The sequence below is a fragment of the Staphylococcus sp. HMSC62D11 genome (assembly GCF_001839145.1).
Taxonomy (GTDB): domain Bacteria; phylum Bacillota; class Bacilli; order Staphylococcales; family Staphylococcaceae; genus Staphylococcus; species Staphylococcus lugdunensis.
In genome coordinates, this window is record NZ_KV840187.1 from 1 (window position 1) to 16,534 (window position 16,534).

Here is a 16,534-nt window from a genome sequence, read left to right on the forward strand (position 1 = left end):
CGATAAATAACGGCTTTGCGAAGAGAAAGCGATTAGATAACATTATTTATCGGAATTTTCTGAAATTATAGTTGTATGTTTTTGATATCGTGGTAAAATATAACTATTCCTTTGAAAGGGGTGGTTATTATATTTCCTTACATATTATTTATTACTACAATGTCATTTACGCCTGGGCCTAATACGATTATGGCGATGTCAGAGGGACAGCGGAAAGGATTTTTACGAGCGTTACCATTTAATTTAGGCGTGTTGCTAGGCATTTTATTGACTTTAACTGTGGCATTATTATTTTCAGAGCCATTGAAAGAATCACAAATGTTTATTTTGATTATGAAGATAATAGGAACAGTGTATCTTTTATATTTAGCTTACCATGTGGTGGTGTCTACGCCAGAGGATGCTGAAGATGCGTTAGATCGTCCTATTTTGAAAGGGATATTAATTCAAACTACTAATATAAAGGCAATGCTTTATTTTTTGACAGGATTGACGACATTTTCATTACCTGCTGCTTGGGAACATACTTATATTCGATCGATATTATTAATTGTTATAGGTATTGCTGGTGCGCTTGCTTGGTCACTATTGGGTCAAGTGATGAATACTTTGTATCATCGCCATTATAGAATTATTAATGTTATTATTGCGCTGTTACTACTTTATAGTGCAGTAGAATTATGGTAGATATCAAAAAATTTAGAGGTTAACGTTTGGCATATTATCGTTTTTGAGTTATTAAGATTTATGATAGCGATAAATATGCTTTTTTTATAGAAAATCGGTTGATGAAACATAGTTATGTCATCAACCGATTAGTCGTAATTTATTTAAATCAGCAAAGAATATAGCATTTTATTTTCATTGATATAGATGTTTGAAGGATCAAAATGATTAACATTCTGCTTAAGTTGTGCTAAGTCATCATGTTTTTTTAATTGAATACCTATAATAACGGTACCAGTATTTTGAGATGTTTTTTTCAAGTATTCAAATTTAGTAATGTCATCTTGAGGACCGAGCACATCGTTAACAAATTCCCTTAATGCCCCTGGACGTTGAGGGAAATTTAAGATGAAGTAGTGCTTCATTTCTTCGTAAAGTAAAGAGCGTTCTTCTATTTCTTTCATACGATTGATGTCATTATTTCCGCCACTAATAATACAAACAATCGTTTTGCCTTTAATTTGTTCGCGATAATTTTCTAAGGCAGAAACACTAAGCGCACCAGCTGGTTCTGCTACAATGGCTTGTTTAGAATATAAATCTAAAATGGTTGAACAAACTGCACCTTCATCCACTTGTACAAAATCGTCTACGTTATGGCGTGCGATATCATAAGTAATATCACCAACGCGTGCGACAGAGGCACCATCTACAAACTTATCGATATTGGATAAAGTAACGATTTTATGTTGAACAACCACAGCTTCATACATGCTACTAGCACCAATAGGTTCTACACCGATAATTTTAGTCTTAGGGGAATGTTGCTTTAAATAGGTGCTAACACCAGAAATAAGGCCACCGCCACCAATTGCACTGAATACATAATCAAATTGAAGATGACCTTTCTCAGCTTCACTAATTAGTTCTTTAGCAATGGTTCCTTGACCAGCAATTGTATGAACATTATTAAATGGATCAATAAAAGTCATGTGGTGCTGCTTTGTATAAGCTAAAGCGTCTTTAAGACAGTCATCGAAAGTGTCCCCAGTAAGAATGACTTTGACATGTGATTCACCAAAGAATTTGACCTGGTTTATCTTTTGAAGTGGGGTTGTTACTGGCATAAAAATGACTGCTTTCAGCTTTAATTGTTTAGCTGTATATGCGACGCCTTGTGCATGATTACCTGCGCTAGCACATGTTATTCCTTTAGCTTTATCTGCTTCAGATAAAACTGATATAGCATTATAAGCACCACGTAACTTAAAAGAACGAACCCACTGTAAATCCTCTCGCTTTAAATATACATTGCACTGATATTTTTGTGATAAATATCTATCATATTGTAAAGGTGTTTCTTTGACAACATCCTTAATTCTTAAATAAGCATCATCTACTTCTTGAGCAGAAACACGACTTGTAACTGTCATAGTACCTCCAACCTTTTTATCTCGTTTTTTCATAGTTTTTGATTAAATCTTCATATTGTAATGTGATCGCAATATCATCTAAACCATTAATGAATTTGTTCTTCCATGTAGGATCAATGTCAAAATGGAATTGTTGTGTGTCTGTATTTACTGTCTGATTAGGTAAATCTATCGTAATGTTGGCATGTTGAGCTAGTTTATGTCTTACATCTTCCGGCAGCACAATGGGTAATAGCCCGTTTTTTGTACAGTTCATATAAAATATATCACTGAAACTACCGGCAATAATGATATTGAAACCATAATCTTTTAGTGCCCAAGCGGCATGTTCGCGACTAGAGCCACAACCAAAGTTATCTCCAGTAATTAAAATAGACGCACCTTTGTATTGAGGTTTATTAGGATTAAAATCAGGATTATCAGTGCCGTCAGATAAATAGCGCCATTCATCAAAAGCAAAAGGGCCAAATCCTGTTTTAGTGATACGCTTCAAATGAACTTTCGGAATAATTTGGTCAGTATCGATATTATCATTGAAAAGGGGAACAGTTTTTCCTTTATAAATCGTTATTGGTTTAATTTCCATCGTTAACACACGACCTTTCTAACATCAACGAATTTACCATTAATAGCTGCAGCTGCAGCCATAGCAGGTGATACAAGATGTGTGCGTGCGCCTTTACCTTGACGTCCTTCAAAATTACGATTGCTTGTTGAAGCGCAATGAACACCTTCAGGAACTTGATCTGGGTTCATACCAAGACACATGGAGCATCCAGGTTCACGCCATTCAAATCCAGCTTCTTTGAAAATTTTATCTAATCCAAGAGCCTCGGCTTCATGTTTTACCGTTCTTGAACCAGGAACTACAATCGCTGTTATTTTAGGATGTACATGTTTACCTTTGACAATTTGACTTGCTTCTAGAAGATCAGATAGTCGTGCATTAGTACAGGAACCTAGAAATACATAGCCTAAGTCAATGTCTTCTGCTTTTTGACCTGGTTGTAGTCCCATATATTGGTAGGCACGTTCATCGTTAACACTTTTGATAGTGGGAAATGGTGTATTAAAGCTGACTCCCATTTCTGGATTTGTACCCCAAGTGACTTGCGGTTCTAGATTAGAAATATCGATTTCAATTACTTTGTCGAACTTTGCGTGAGTGTCAGTATAAAGTTGTTTCCATTTTTCGAGTGAGTGTTCATAATTTTGAGCATATGGTCGTCCTTTAACATAATCAAAGGTTGTTTGATCGGGTTGAATTAGACCATATTTTGCGCCAGCCTCGATTGCCATATTACAGATAGTCATGCGTCCTTCCATAGATAATTGGCGGATAGCTTCACCTGTGAATTCCAAGGCATAACCAGTACCAAAATCGACACCATACTGATTAATAAGATAGAGAATGATATCTTTGGCATACACACCTTTAGGTAACTGGCCTTGAATATCAATCTTTAAGTTTTTAGGTTTTGTTTGCCATAACGTTTGGGTTGCAAACACATGTTCAACTTCACTTGTACCAATTCCAAAAGCTATAGCACCAAATGCACCATGTGTTGCAGTATGTGAATCGCCGCATACAATTGTCTTACCTGGTTGCGTCAATCCTGTTTCAGGACCAACCATATGCACAATGCCTTGCTCATCTGACCCCATATCGAAAAGATGTACACCAAAATCATTGGCATTGCGCTGCAACGTTGTAATTTGCTTATTAGCGATGTCATCTTTGATGTTAAATATATCAATTGTTGGTACATTATGATCCAATGTGGCAAAGGTTAGATCAGGACGACGTAATTGACGTTGTTGAAGTCTTAATCCTTCAAAAGCTTGAGGAGACGTTACTTCATGGATAAGGTGCAAATCGATATATAATAATTGTGGTTCACCTTCATTACCTGTAATGACATGCTGATTCCAAATTTTATCAAATAATGTTTGTTCCATATTGCGTCCCTCCTTAATAGCTTTTGTATAAGTATTCAAAGAATTGAGATGTAGATGTTGTGCCGCCTAGGTCTTTAGTTAAAATGCCTTTACGAATCATTGAATATACATTTTGTTCAAGTTCATCTGCGGCAGTAGCTTGATTTAAACTTTCACGCAAGCACATTGCTAATGAGAGAATCATGCCTACTGGATTAGCAATATTTTGATTAGCGATGTCAGGTGCAGAACCATGAATAGGTTCATATAGACGCGGACCGTTCTCACTAAAACTTGCTGAAGGTGATAACCCTAAAGATCCTGGAATAACAGATGCTTCATCACTTAAAATATCACCAAATAAATTTTCTGTAACAATGACGTCAAATTGTGTTGGATATGTTATCAAATGCATACTACAAGCATCTACTAACAAATGATTTACAGTGACATCAGGATATTCTAAACTCACTTTATTAACTATTTTTCTCCATAATTTACTGGAAGCTAAAACATTTTCTTTATCTACAGAAGTAAGTTTTTTCTTGCGTTGCTGTGCTAGATTAAAAGAGACTCTCACAATACGCTCAATCTCATCGCTTGTGTAAGTCAATGAATCAACTGCAGATGTATCTGATAAGTGTCTCGGTTCTCCGAAATAAATACCACTAGTTAATTCACGTACAATAACCAAATCTGTTCCTTCTACACGGTCCGCTTTTAGTGGTGAAAATTGACTCATACCTGAAGTTACTTTCGTTGGGCGTATGTTTGCATATAAACCTAAAGACTTTCTTAAAGTAAGTAAGCCTTGTTCAGGCCGATTATTCGGATCATTCCACTTTGGACCACCAATAGCTCCTAATAAGATAGCATCTGCGTTTTGGCATGCTTCAAGTGTTTCAGCAGTTAAAGGTACATGATAATGATCAATAGAAGCACCGCCAAAATGATGTTTAGTTACTTGATAGTCAAATTGGTATTTGTGACTTATATATTGTAATAGTTTTAATGTACCATTCAATATTTCTGGACCGATGCCATCGCCGGGTAGAGCTACGATATTATAAGTCATGACTAATTACCTCCTGTAATAGAGCAGTAGGGTGGTTTAAAGCATATTTGGCATGTGCTTCAACATAAGCTTTGCATGAAGCCATTAAAATATCATGATCAATGCCAATGCCCGTTTCAAATTGACCGTCAATATTTAATTGAACATGTACTTCAGCTTGAGCATCTATGCCTTCAGTAACAGAATCGATTCGATAATCGATGAGTTTACTATCTCTTTGGAAAATACGATTCATAGCATTATAAATGGCGACAATTGATCCTGTACCAATACTTGAATCTTGATAAAGATGGCCATCTTTATCTTTAATAACGATTACAGCACTTTGTAATCCTTGTGATACAAATTGTAATTGTAATGAATCAACTTGATATAATGCATTTTGTTCATGTTCTGTACCTTGAATTAATGCATGAATATCTCGGTCTGATACTGTTTTTTTCTTGTCAGCAATAGCTTTAAATTGTTTGAATAACTGTATTTGAGCTTTTGGTTCAATATCGTAACCTAATGATTTTAGTTTTTCAGCAAAGGCATGTTTTCCTGAAAGTTTACCTAGCGGCAATTCATTTGTTTTAACACCGACTAGTTGAGGCGTAATAATCTCATATGTCTCTGGATTTTTTAACACACCATCTTGATGTATACCGGATTCATGACTAAACGCATTTTGTCCTACAATTGCTTTGTTACGTGGTACGCGTATACCAGCAAATCTTGCGATTAAATCTGATGTTGATTTCGTTTCATTTAATTTTAAATGAGTTGTTAAACCGTAATGTTCTTTTCTGATATATAAAGCAAGAGCTAGCTCTTCTAATGCTGTATTCCCAGCGCGTTCTCCGATACCATTAACAGTACCTTCTATGCGTCTTGCGCCACCTTCAATTGCAGCTAAACTATTAGCCACTGCTAGACCAAGATCATCATGACAATGTGCGCTATAGATAACGTCTTGAGTTGTTTGAACATGGTTAATGAGGTATTTAAAAATGTTGCCATATTCACTAGGATAGCTATAACCTACAGTGTCTGGAATATTGATTATTGATGCACCAGCATCTACGGCAGTTTGTACACATTTTAATAAGAAAGGTAATTCTGTACGTGTTGCATCTTCAGGTGAGAACTGTACGATATCAAAACGTGCTTTACAGTAACTGACATGTTCTTTAATTGATGCTAGAACCTCTGCTTGTGACATTTTTAATTTATATTTCAAATGAATAGGTGAAGTAGCTATGAATACATGTACAGCTGGATGAGCTGCATTTTTAGTAGCTTCATATACAGCATCTATATCAGGTTTTCGACATCTAGCTAAACCGCATACTGTTGTTGTTTTTAATGCTTCTGATATGGATTTTACAGATTTGAAACTCCCTTCACTCGAAGCAGGAAATCCAGCTTCGATGACATCTACGCCCCAATGTTCCAACTGTTTGGCAATCTTTAAACGTTCTTCAAAGGAAAAACTAACACCTGGTGTTTGCTCACCATCTCTAAGTGTTGTGTCGAAAATTTGAATATGGCTTTCCATAATTAAATTCCCCCTAAATGATTATTGTTGAATACTTTTAGATTTAATAAATGGCATCATTTTTCTTAATTCACGACCGACCGCTTCAATTTCATGACCATGTTGTTTTTCACGTAATTGATAGAATTCTTTGAAGCCATTTTCATTGTCTTTAATAAATCGATTTGCGAAGTTTCCATTTTGAATATCAGTTAAGACTGCTTTCATATTATTTTTTACTTCTGGTGTAATGACGCGTGGTCCTGAAACATAGTCACCAAATTCAGCAGTATTTGAAATTGAATAGCGAACATTTTCCATGCCGCCTTCGTACATTAAATCAACAATTAATTTCATTTCATGTAGTACTTCAAAATACGCTAATTCTTTTTGATATCCTGCTTCTACTAATGTTTCAAAGCCACTTTGAATTAATTTATGGATACCACCACAAAGTACAGCTTGCTCACCAAATAAATCTGTCTCAGTTTCTTCTTTAAATGTTGTTTCAATAACACCAGCGCGTGTGGCACCAATACCTTTGGCATAGCTTAGAGCAATATCACGTGCTTCTCCACTAGCATCTTGTTGAACGCCGAAGAGGGCAGGTACGGCAGTTCCTTCTACAAATGTACGTCTTACAAGATGTCCAGGGCCTTTAGGTGCAACTAAGAAAACATCGACATTTTCCGGAGGTGTAATAACACCAAAATGAATATTAAAACCGTGAGCAAATGCTAGTGCATTATGCGCTTCAAGGTTAGGTGCAATTTCTTTTTTATATACTGAACCTTGAATTTCATCTGGTAATAACACCATGATGACATCGGCTTGTTTAGTAGCCTCAGCTACTGGGTACACATCAAATCCATCTTCTTTTGCTTTATCAAATGAATGTCCTGGGCGAATTCCAACGATGACATCATATCCATTGTCTTTTAAATTTTGTGCATGTGCATGGCCTTGAGAACCGTAGCCAATTACAGCAATTTTTTTGCCTTTTAATGCATCTTTAGTTACTTGTTGATCATAATAAACTTTAGTCATAATAAATTCCTCCAAATTGTTATTATAATATTCAAAATTTTCAATCTATTGAAAATTGAATATCCCAATTATTTAAGATGTTAGCTCTATTTATTTTTGATTGTTTATAGGCTAGCGCATCAAAGGGATAATCTATAGTTCAACGACATTGATAACTGTTACTTGTTTTTTTAATTTAGCAATTAAAATTTTAAATAATTTTTCGTTTTCGATATCTGCTGTTAGTAAAACATTTGAAATGCCAGGATCTGATGAGGGCTTAACTTCAAGTTCACTGATATTATATTGAAGACGGACAAAGGCACTTGTAATGCGATTTAGCGTACTGACTTTGTCTTCAACCGTTAATTTTAATGTGCGTTTCATTCTAATCCCTCCATTTCATGATTTGCTTTACCAGCAGGTATCATTGGATTAACAGGTTCAACAGGTGAAATTCGAATTTCAATTAGTGCTGGACCTTCACTACTAAATGCCTTATCCAATTGTTGTTCTAATTGAGCAGGATTATCGATTAAATAACCTTTAATTCCGTATGCTTCTGCTATTTTCATAAAATCCGGTTGATCATTAAAGACTGAATGTGAAAATCGGTGATTAAAGAATTTATCTTGCCACTGTTTGACCATTCCGAGTGTGCCATTATTGATCAGTACAACTTTAATATTTAACTTATATTCATTAAAAATTGCCATTTCTTGGTTAGTCATTTGAAAGCCACCATCACCAACAAAACAAACTACAGTTTTATCTGGTGCGGCTAATTGTGCGCCAATTGCTGATGGAATGCCAAAGCCCATTGTTCCTAATCCACCGCTTGTAGCCCATTGACTATGATGTTTAAATGGATAAAATTGAGCTGCCCACATTTGGTGCTGGCCAACATCGGTGGTTACAACTGCATCTCCATTGGTTATCTTACCAATATATTCAATCGCTTGTTGTGGCTTACAAAACGTTTGGTCATCTGTCGCATATTTGAATGGATGTAAGTCTTTGTTACTTTGACAATGTTGTGCCCATGCTGTGAATTGAATTTCTTTATTAAAGTAGGCAGATAATTTTTTTAAAACCTTTTTACAATCTGCCACAATACCTAAATCAGTTTGAATGACTTTATTGATTTCAGATTCATCAATATCGACATGTACAATTTTGGCATTAGGCGCAAATTGAGCAGGGTTACTCGCTAAACGGTCATCAAAACGACTACCTAAATTGATAAGTAAATCGCACTCAGTTAAAGCCATATTGCTTGCATAGGAACCATGCATTCCACCCATTCCAAGGAATAAAGGATTGTTGTATGGAACGGCACCTAGGCCCAGAAGCGTAGTGACAACTGGAATTTGATATTTTGAAACAAATTGTGTTAACAGTTCATTTGATTGTGAATTATTAATTCCAGCCCCTGCTAAAATTAACGGTTTTTTAGCGTGAGTTAAAAGTGAGACAAGCGCTTTAATGTCATCTACATTTGGTTCGTTTGGCACATGATACCCTGGTAAAGCAAGGTCATTTGTTACAGGTACGGATGTTTTTAAAACACCCATATCTTTAGGAAAATCAATAACAACAGGTCCTTTTCTGCCAGTATTAGCAATATAAAATGCTTCATGTACGATTTTAGGAATATCATCAACATTTTTAATTTGATAATTTGCTTTTGTGATAGGTGTGGTCATCGATAATAAATCTGCTTCTTGAAAAGCATCTTGACCAATGCCAGGTGATGCGACTTGTCCTGTAAAGACGACTAGGGGAAGTGAATCACAATAGGCATCGGTGATACCAGTAATTGCATTGGTAGCACCTGGACCACTAGTTACTACGACGACACCTGGTTTGCCAGAAACACGTGCATAACCTTCAGCGGCATGTGTAGCGCCTTGCTCATGACGTGCTAAAATATGTTTAATCTTACCATCATAGAATGTATCGTATAATGGGAGAACAGCACCTCCTGGATAACCAAAGATAAAATCGACATGTTCATGTAATAATGCTTCTACTAATAAATCTGAGCCACTTAATGATTGATGTGAACTAGGGGATTCATCGTCTTGTAAAGTATTGTGTACGAATTGTTTGGGCATAAATAACACTCCTTGTTAAATTAAATTTTCAGGTACTTGCATAATACCGCCAGTATTTGCACTTGTAACGAGCGCAGTATATCGAGCTAGATAGCCTGATTTAACTTTAGCTTTAAACGGTTTGACTTCGGCTTTACGTTGTTCTAAAACTTCGTCAGATTGATGAACATCAATAGTGCGTTTAATTAAGTCAATTGTAATTTCATCTCCATCACGTAATAAGCTAATAGGGCCATCAGAAGCGGCTTCTGGAGAAATATGTCCCACGGCAATGCCTCGTGTAGCTCCTGAGAAGCGGCCGTCAGTGATTAAAGCAACATCTTTACCTAAACCTCTACCAACAATTGATGACGTTGGAGCTAACATTTCAGGCATTCCTGGACCACCTTTTGGACCTTCATAACGAATAACTACGACATGACCTGCACGAACTGTTTTATCATCAATCGCAGCTACTGCTTCATCGTGTGAATTAAAACAAATTGCTTTTCCTGTAAAAACTTTAACTGAAGGGTCTACACCACCAACTTTGATAACAGCACCTTTCGGAGCGATGTTACCAAATAAAATGGATAAACCACCTTGTTTATCATATGGATGTTCTAATGAGTGAATAACTTCAAAATTAGCTATTTCTTTACCTTCATTATTTTCTTTAAGTGTTTTTCCAGTTACTGTAATGCGATTTGGATGGAGAGTGCCTGGTTTTTTCATAAGCTCATTGATGATAGCAGGAACACCACCAGCTTCATGCACATCATGCATTGAATAAGATGAACTAGGCGCTATTTTTGATAAATAAGGCGTCTTTTTAGCAATTTCATTAATTCGCTCTAAGTCATAATCAATTCCAGCTTCATTAGCTATGGCCAAGGTATGTAATACTGTATTCGTTGAACCACCCATAGCCATATCCAGAGCAAACGCATCATCAATTGCTTCTCGTGTAACGATATCTCTAGGTTTTAAGTCATTTTTAATATTTTCAACGAGCTTAAATGCTGCAGCTCTAATCATTTCTCTACGCTGTTCACTTACTGCTAAAGCAGTACCATTATATGGTAGTGCTAAGCCTAAAACTTCCATTAAACAGTTCATTGAATTTGCTGTAAACATACCAGCACAAGAGCCACAAGTAGGGCAGGCATTTTGTTCCATATCAAGAAACTCTTCCTTTGAAATAGAGCCTTCTTTAAATGCACCAACTGCTTCAAACATGGATGATAATGTTAATGCTTTTCCATGAGCTGATAAACCAGCTTTCATTGGTCCACCAGAACAGAAAATAGCCGGTACATTTGTTCGAACGGCTGCTAATATCATACCAGGTGTGATTTTGTCGCAATTCGGAATGTAAAAGACACCGTCAAACCAGTGTGCATTGATAACAGTTTCAGCAGCATCTGCAATGATTTCGCGTGATGGAAGAGAATAGCGCATTCCTATATGTCCCATTGCAATACCATCATCAACACCAATTGTGTTAAATTCAAATGGAATTGCACCCGCTTCGCGAATAGCTTCTTTAGCGATATCTGCTAATTCACGTAAATGAACGTGCCCAGGTACAATATCAATATATGAATTACAGATTGCGACAAATGGTTTGTTCATATCAGTTGGATGTTTTAATGCCCCTGTAGCATGTAATAAACTTCTTGCTGGTGCTTGATGATCACCTTTTTTGATCATATCGCTTCTCATAAATAATTCCCCCGTCGTTGACAATCATGAAACAAAAAAACGCCCCAATAAAATTGGGACGCTGATAAGTCCCATTCAATTAGAAATAGGACTTAAACATTTAGTACAAGTGATACTAAAGTTCCAGCCCTTTGGAGTATAATAAAATAATAATATTTACATTTGTCGGTTGATATAGAAATGTGTGATTAGTCATTATTATACTCCTCTTTTCTTGAATGGTTATAATTTGTTTCAATAGTTTGAATTGTTTTAAAATTCGATAAACTTAATTTACTATAACATGTCATGATAGTCAACCTTAATTTTGAATTTTCTAACAATTGTTTTATTTTGGCAAATGATTATTTAAAAGAGAAATCTATCTTAATTTTTGTTACAATAAATAAGTTAAAATGATTTGTCATGTCCTAGAGATAAAGCCTAGAAGTTTATATTTTAATGCTATTAAATAAGGAGAATGTACATTGATTCGTATCAATAATCTACATGAAATGGATACTTTTGCTGCGAAATTAGTATCAACACTTGTAACTGGAGATTTAATATTACTTAACGGAGATTTAGGTGCCGGGAAAACGACGCTCGCACAATTCATAGGTAAACACTTAGGTGTCAAGCGTCACATCAATTCACCAACTTTTAATATTATTAAATCTTATCAAGGTAGTAAATTAAAAATGCATCATATGGATTGTTATCGTTTAGAAGGAATGGAAGAAGATTTGGGTTTTGATGAATACTTTGATGACGATGGCATTAGTATTGTTGAATGGAGTCAGTTCATTCAAGACTTATTACCAGAGGAACACTTAATGATTGACATTCACATTATAAACGAACAGGAACGTGAACTATCTTTAAATGCACAAGGCAAGCATTATGAGGCAATTAAGGAGGCAATAGAGAATGAATACTTTATTGATTGATACATCAAATCAGCCAATGTCAATTGCTTTGATGAAAGATGAGGAAGTATTAGCAGCAAAAACTACTAATAATAAAACAAACCACTCAGTTCAATTAATGCCTGGAATTCAGGAGCTATTTACTCAATGCGATTTAACAAAAGAGAATATTGATGCCATTATAGTTGCACAAGGGCCAGGTTCATACACTGGAGTAAGAATTGGTGTAACTGTAGCAAAAACGCTTGCTTACGCATTAAATGTACGATTATTTGGCGTGTCATCACTTGAAGCGCTCGCTGCGACAACGCATCAAACAAATCAGCTTATTGTACCATTATTTGATGCTCGAAGAGATGCTGTATACGCAGGTGTTTATCAACATCAACACGGACAATTAAAAACGATTATAAATGATGGCTATATAACGATTGATGAATTACTGACACAACTGCATAGCCTAAAGGAACCTTATATCTTTATTGGTCAAGATGCCAAAAAGTTAAGTGCAAGATTAGATGGCCCAATAGAGGAAAATTTGCCTGATGCAGCAGTGATGCTTGATTTAATAAAACAACCTGCAAATATTTATACGTTTACACCAAATTATCTTAAATTATCAGAGGCAGAACGCAATTGGCTGAATCAGCAACAGAACAACTAAACATACGAGAAATGATTGTCGATGACGTACCTCAAGTATTTGATATAGAGCGTTTGAGTTTTAAACATAGTTCATGGACCATTGATGCCTTTTACCATGAAATAACTCAAAATCAATATGCAAAATATTTTGTGGCGGAACGTAATGGCCAAATTATTGGTTATTTAGGTCTTTGGACAGTGCTCGATCAAGCGCAAGTGACTACGGTCGCAGTGAGCGAAATATATCGTAATCTTGGCTTAGGACAATTGTTGCTTAAATATGGCATGACTTATGCGGCACATACATGTGACACAATGAGTTTAGAAGTACGTGTCGACAATATTATCGCTCAACATGTATACGAAAAATTAGGTTTTCAATATGGTGGTAAACGTAAAAACTACTACGGAGATGGAGAGGATGCGTTAGTGATGTGGGTGAAGTTACATGAATGAAAATATTTTAATTTTAGCGATTGAAACGAGCTGTGATGAAACAAGTGTTAGTGTTATAAAGAATGGTTCAGAAATATTATCTAATGCAGTGTTAAGTCAGATAGATAGTCATAAACGCTTTGGTGGTGTTGTACCTGAAGTTGCAAGCAGGCATCATGTTGAAGGTATACTCCCTACAATCGACGAAGCGTTAGAAACGGCACAAGTATCGATGGAGGATATTACTGCTATCGCTGTGACGGAAGGACCAGGGCTAATTGGGGCACTGTTAATAGGAATTAATGCGGCTAAAGCATTAGCGTTTGCATATGATAAACCGCTCATTCCTGTTCATCATATTGCCGGGCATATTTATGCTAATCATTTGGAAGAACCATTAACTTTTCCATTAATGGCACTTATCGTTTCTGGAGGACATACAGAATTGGTTTATATGAAAGATCATTTACAATTTCAAGTCATCGGAGAAACGCGAGATGATGCAGTGGGTGAGGCCTACGATAAAGTTGCTCGAACAATTGGACTACCTTATCCAGGGGGACCGCATGTTGATCGATTAGCATTAACAGGAGAAGATGAATATCATTTTCCTAGAGTATGGCTTGAAAAGGACAGCTATGATTTTAGTTTCAGTGGTTTAAAAAGTGCTGTTATAAACAAATTGCATAATCTTAAACAGAAAGATTTGCCAATAAATAAGGCTAATGTAGCAACAAGCTTTCAAAATAGTGTTGTTGAAGTACTAAGTGGTAAAGCTATTAATGCTTGTCAGCAATATGATGTTAATCAACTAATTGTTGCTGGGGGTGTAGCAAGCAATCACGGATTAAGAACAGAATTAAAAAAACGTTGTGCACAAAAACAAATTAAACTATTAATTCCTAGTCCAAAATTATGTACAGACAATGCAGCAATGATAGGTGCTGCAGGCTATTATTTATATCGAGCTGGTATCACTTCAGGATTAGATCTCAATGGCAAAAACCATATTGATATTGAGGAAGCAACAATTTAAGCATTTAGTTAATTAAATTACAGGGAGACATTATTGTAAATAATAAAGATAGTCTAAGACATAAAGTTCTTAGACAAATAAAAAAGCAATTTCTATTGAAATAATGATGTGCCCCCCATAAAGTTAGATTTTTAATCCAACTTTATGGGGGGCACATCAATTCATTTGAGTACTATTTTTCTAAGATTTATGTCCCTGACTCACTTAACTATATATAACAGTAGTTAAGTGAATTTTAAATGCACTTATACCAAGCTTTTTCAATTCTAAACAATCTTGCGGGGTAGGCAATACAAATTCAAAATGAATGCTGTCCCAAAAAGCTTATATGTCCTCAACTATCTCTTTGGCATGATGATAAATATCTAATGGAAAGTTTGATATTCTCAGCAATTCTATAGCATTTCTAGTATTAGCTTTTCCAGGCTTGACTTTATAGTCAAAAGCAATAGATTGCTTCTCAATGATTTCATTAAAATGATAATTTGAATAATCTAGTAAACTTGATAATTCGATATCGTGTGTTGCAGCTAAAATAAAATAGTTATTCATATTACTTAAATAACTTAAAACGGATTGAGAAGCAGCAATGCGCTCTGTCGTGTTAGTACCTTTGAATATTTCATCGATAAAACAATATATTTGGCGTTTTGACGAAATATTAAATAGTCTGCGAATTGACTTCAACTCTGCCATGAAGTAGCTATCACCAGATAATACATCGTCAGCATTAGCCATAGAACAATATACATGTCCTGGAACATATTTAAATTCAGCAGCGACAGCAGTTTCAATTGTTTGCGCCAAAATAAGATTTATCGCAATAGCTTTCATAAATGTTGATTTTCCGGAAGCGTTTGATCCTGTTAGTAAAATATTGTTTTTAAGACATAAATTATTAGGTACAGCACCGTCAATAAGTGGATGAACTAATTCAGTAAATGTACATAAGGACTCATCTTTCACATGATTGTCTAATATTTCAGGCTGACACTGTATATTTAACGTGGTTTGATAGAGTGCTACAGAATAATGATTATCTAACATAGCGATATAATCATAACTTTCAAGAACTTCATCAATATACTTAAAAAAACTACGTTGAATAATATGAAAAATAACATAATCTAGCATGAAAATTATTTTAAATAACAAAATAATGCTTGAACCAATGTCGTTAGCATCTAATTTAACTAAAATACCACTTAAATATCGTGAACTTTTAAAATGATTAAAGTTAATATTCAATTCAGGTGTTCCGTCAAGCTCATTTAACTTTTTACTTTGTGTTAAAACATTTGAAGTATAAAAAATTGATTTTAAATCTTTTTCATAAGTTCGTTTCAAAAATACAGACAATAAAATATTAATCGAACATACTAATAAGGTTAATAAAATACCTAAATTTTTATTAAATACAATAATCAATATGCTCAAAATAGGTAAGAATGGAGTAAGCATCAATAGATTATTTCTTTTAATAGCGGTTAGTTGATCGGGAAAAAAAGGATAATATTTTTTTCCAACTTTTGATAATTTGAGTGATAAATAATTTCTAAATGATTCTGACGTTTTAATTTTATGTATTAATGTTTTATTATTTGCTTTAAACATACCACGTAATGTTGCATAAAGTTTCATTTCTCCAATAGCAGTAAAGTTATAATTCATCGTTTGAAACAAGCTATCCATACTTAAATCGCTCCATGTTTTATCATCAACCAAATTATCATGAGCATAATTCGAACGATAACTTTGATATTGATAATCATAACGAGCGTTTGGACGAATAAATTCTTCTAGGCGCTCCTTATTCGTCCAAAGTTGTTTGATTTTGATAGTTAACTTTTTTTGCTCAATAATAGCAGTTGTGATACTTACAATAATAGTTAGTATAATTATAGCTAAAATAAATAAAAATATTGTATTATCGAACATTTTAATCCCCTTATATTAATATATTTATAGGTAATAATTGATATTATTTCATAACTTATTTGGATATGCAAAATATAATAAGTTTAAGCGTAGT

Annotated in this window: 15 protein-coding genes; 5 read left to right on the forward strand and 10 right to left on the reverse strand. The window is 34.9% G+C overall.

The window, feature by feature from the left end; translation table 11 throughout:
• The first annotated feature begins 120 nt into the window (after positions 1-120).
• Positions 121-687 carry a LysE family translocator gene (locus tag HMPREF3267_RS06385; RefSeq protein ID WP_002477905.1) on the forward strand — a complete coding sequence of 189 codons (567 nt, stop codon included), beginning with the start codon at positions 121-123 and terminating at the stop codon, positions 685-687.
• Positions 688-830: 143 nt separating this feature from the next.
• On the opposite strand, the gene ilvA is transcribed toward HMPREF3267_RS06385, so the two are convergent.
• The 9 genes from ilvA to ilvD form a co-directional block, all read right to left on the reverse strand.
• Positions 831-2,099, reverse strand: a complete 1,269-nt coding sequence (ilvA, locus tag HMPREF3267_RS06390) for a threonine ammonia-lyase IlvA (RefSeq protein ID WP_062077876.1) — start codon at positions 2,097-2,099, stop codon at positions 831-833.
• Between the two features lie 16 nt (positions 2,100-2,115).
• Positions 2,116-2,685, reverse strand: coding sequence for a 3-isopropylmalate dehydratase small subunit (gene leuD / locus HMPREF3267_RS06395; RefSeq protein ID WP_002477907.1), 570 nt, complete (start codon positions 2,683-2,685; stop codon positions 2,116-2,118).
• A gap of 2 nt (positions 2,686-2,687) precedes the next feature.
• Positions 2,688-4,058, reverse strand: a complete 1,371-nt coding sequence (leuC, locus tag HMPREF3267_RS06400; RefSeq protein WP_070648260.1) for a 3-isopropylmalate dehydratase large subunit — start codon at positions 4,056-4,058, stop codon at positions 2,688-2,690.
• Positions 4,059-4,071: 13 nt separating this feature from the next.
• Complete coding sequence (gene leuB / locus HMPREF3267_RS06405; protein ID WP_062077874.1) at positions 4,072-5,112, reverse strand: 3-isopropylmalate dehydrogenase; 1,041 nt, start codon at positions 5,110-5,112, stop codon at positions 4,072-4,074.
• The gene (locus HMPREF3267_RS06410) at positions 5,102-6,652 is read right to left on the reverse strand and encodes a 2-isopropylmalate synthase (RefSeq protein WP_070823908.1); all 1,551 of its coding nucleotides are present in this window, start codon (positions 6,650-6,652) and stop codon (positions 5,102-5,104) included. The genes leuB and HMPREF3267_RS06410 overlap by 11 nt, the downstream gene beginning before the upstream one ends.
• A 21-nt stretch (positions 6,653-6,673) precedes the next feature.
• Positions 6,674-7,678, reverse strand: a complete 1,005-nt coding sequence (gene ilvC / locus HMPREF3267_RS06415; protein WP_070823907.1) for a ketol-acid reductoisomerase — start codon at positions 7,676-7,678, stop codon at positions 6,674-6,676.
• Between the two features lie 132 nt (positions 7,679-7,810).
• Entirely contained in the window at positions 7,811-8,044 is a 234-nt protein-coding gene (locus HMPREF3267_RS06420) for an ACT domain-containing protein (RefSeq protein WP_002461439.1), read from the reverse strand.
• Complete coding sequence (ilvB, locus tag HMPREF3267_RS06425) at positions 8,041-9,774, reverse strand: biosynthetic-type acetolactate synthase large subunit (RefSeq protein WP_002477912.1); 1,734 nt, start codon at positions 9,772-9,774, stop codon at positions 8,041-8,043. Before ilvB ends, HMPREF3267_RS06420 begins: the two co-directional genes overlap by 4 nt.
• Before the next feature lie 15 nt (positions 9,775-9,789).
• A complete protein-coding gene (gene ilvD, locus HMPREF3267_RS06430) occupies positions 9,790-11,478 on the reverse strand; it encodes a dihydroxy-acid dehydratase (protein WP_002461435.1) in 1,689 nt (562 codons plus the stop codon).
• A 467-nt stretch (positions 11,479-11,945) separates the two neighbouring features.
• On the opposite strand from ilvD, the gene tsaE reads away from it, so the two are divergent.
• Genes tsaE through tsaD form a run of 4 tightly spaced genes read left to right on the forward strand, consistent with a single transcriptional unit; the run spans position 11,946 to position 14,502 of the window.
• Positions 11,946-12,407: a tRNA (adenosine(37)-N6)-threonylcarbamoyltransferase complex ATPase subunit type 1 TsaE gene (tsaE, locus tag HMPREF3267_RS06435; protein WP_070823906.1), complete on the forward strand. Its 462-nt coding sequence runs from the start codon at positions 11,946-11,948 to the stop codon at positions 12,405-12,407.
• Positions 12,388-13,050: a tRNA (adenosine(37)-N6)-threonylcarbamoyltransferase complex dimerization subunit type 1 TsaB gene (gene tsaB, locus HMPREF3267_RS06440; RefSeq protein WP_002461432.1), complete on the forward strand. Its 663-nt coding sequence runs from the start codon at positions 12,388-12,390 to the stop codon at positions 13,048-13,050. Before tsaE ends, tsaB begins: the two co-directional genes overlap by 20 nt.
• Before the next feature lie 11 nt (positions 13,051-13,061).
• On the forward strand, positions 13,062-13,487 hold the full coding sequence (gene rimI, locus HMPREF3267_RS06445; protein ID WP_002461431.1) for a ribosomal protein S18-alanine N-acetyltransferase: 426 nt from the start codon (positions 13,062-13,064) through the stop codon (positions 13,485-13,487).
• A complete protein-coding gene (tsaD, locus tag HMPREF3267_RS06450) occupies positions 13,480-14,502 on the forward strand; it encodes a tRNA (adenosine(37)-N6)-threonylcarbamoyltransferase complex transferase subunit TsaD (protein WP_002477915.1) in 1,023 nt (340 codons plus the stop codon). The genes rimI and tsaD overlap by 8 nt, the downstream gene beginning before the upstream one ends.
• 324 nt (positions 14,503-14,826) lie before the next feature.
• Here tsaD and HMPREF3267_RS06455 read toward each other — a convergent pair whose 3' ends face one another.
• Positions 14,827-16,440 (reverse strand): MutS-related protein, encoded by a 1,614-nt coding sequence (locus tag HMPREF3267_RS06455; RefSeq protein WP_002461429.1) that lies wholly within the window; start codon positions 16,438-16,440, stop codon positions 14,827-14,829.
• Positions 16,441-16,534 lie beyond the last annotated feature (94 nt).

What these genes read in the sequence shown, in the direction of transcription:
- ilvA (WP_062077876.1), bottom strand. Translation starts at nt 2,099, where the DNA reads ATGACAGTTACAAGTCGTGTTTCTGCTCAAGAAGTAGATGATGCTTAT.
- leuD (WP_002477907.1), bottom strand. Translation starts at nt 2,685, where the DNA reads ATGGAAATTAAACCAATAACGATTTATAAAGGAAAAACTGTTCCCCTT.
- leuC (WP_070648260.1), bottom strand. Translation starts at nt 4,058, where the DNA reads ATGGAACAAACATTATTTGATAAAATTTGGAATCAGCATGTCATTACA.
- leuB (WP_062077874.1), bottom strand. Translation starts at nt 5,112, where the DNA reads ATGACTTATAATATCGTAGCTCTACCCGGCGATGGCATCGGTCCAGAA.
- HMPREF3267_RS06410 (WP_070823908.1), bottom strand. Translation starts at nt 6,652, where the DNA reads ATGGAAAGCCATATTCAAATTTTCGACACAACACTTAGAGATGGTGAG.
- ilvC (WP_070823907.1), bottom strand. Translation starts at nt 7,678, where the DNA reads ATGACTAAAGTTTATTATGATCAACAAGTAACTAAAGATGCATTAAAA.
- HMPREF3267_RS06420 (WP_002461439.1), bottom strand. Translation starts at nt 8,044, where the DNA reads ATGAAACGCACATTAAAATTAACGGTTGAAGACAAAGTCAGTACGCTA.
- ilvB (WP_002477912.1), bottom strand. Translation starts at nt 9,774, where the DNA reads ATGCCCAAACAATTCGTACACAATACTTTACAAGACGATGAATCCCCT.
- ilvD (WP_002461435.1), bottom strand. Translation starts at nt 11,478, where the DNA reads ATGAGAAGCGATATGATCAAAAAAGGTGATCATCAAGCACCAGCAAGA.
- tsaB (WP_002461432.1), top strand. Translation starts at nt 12,388, where the DNA reads ATGAATACTTTATTGATTGATACATCAAATCAGCCAATGTCAATTGCT.
- rimI (WP_002461431.1), top strand. Translation starts at nt 13,062, where the DNA reads ATGATTGTCGATGACGTACCTCAAGTATTTGATATAGAGCGTTTGAGT.
- tsaD (WP_002477915.1), top strand. Translation starts at nt 13,480, where the DNA reads ATGAATGAAAATATTTTAATTTTAGCGATTGAAACGAGCTGTGATGAA.
- HMPREF3267_RS06455 (WP_002461429.1), bottom strand. Translation starts at nt 16,440, where the DNA reads ATGTTCGATAATACAATATTTTTATTTATTTTAGCTATAATTATACTA.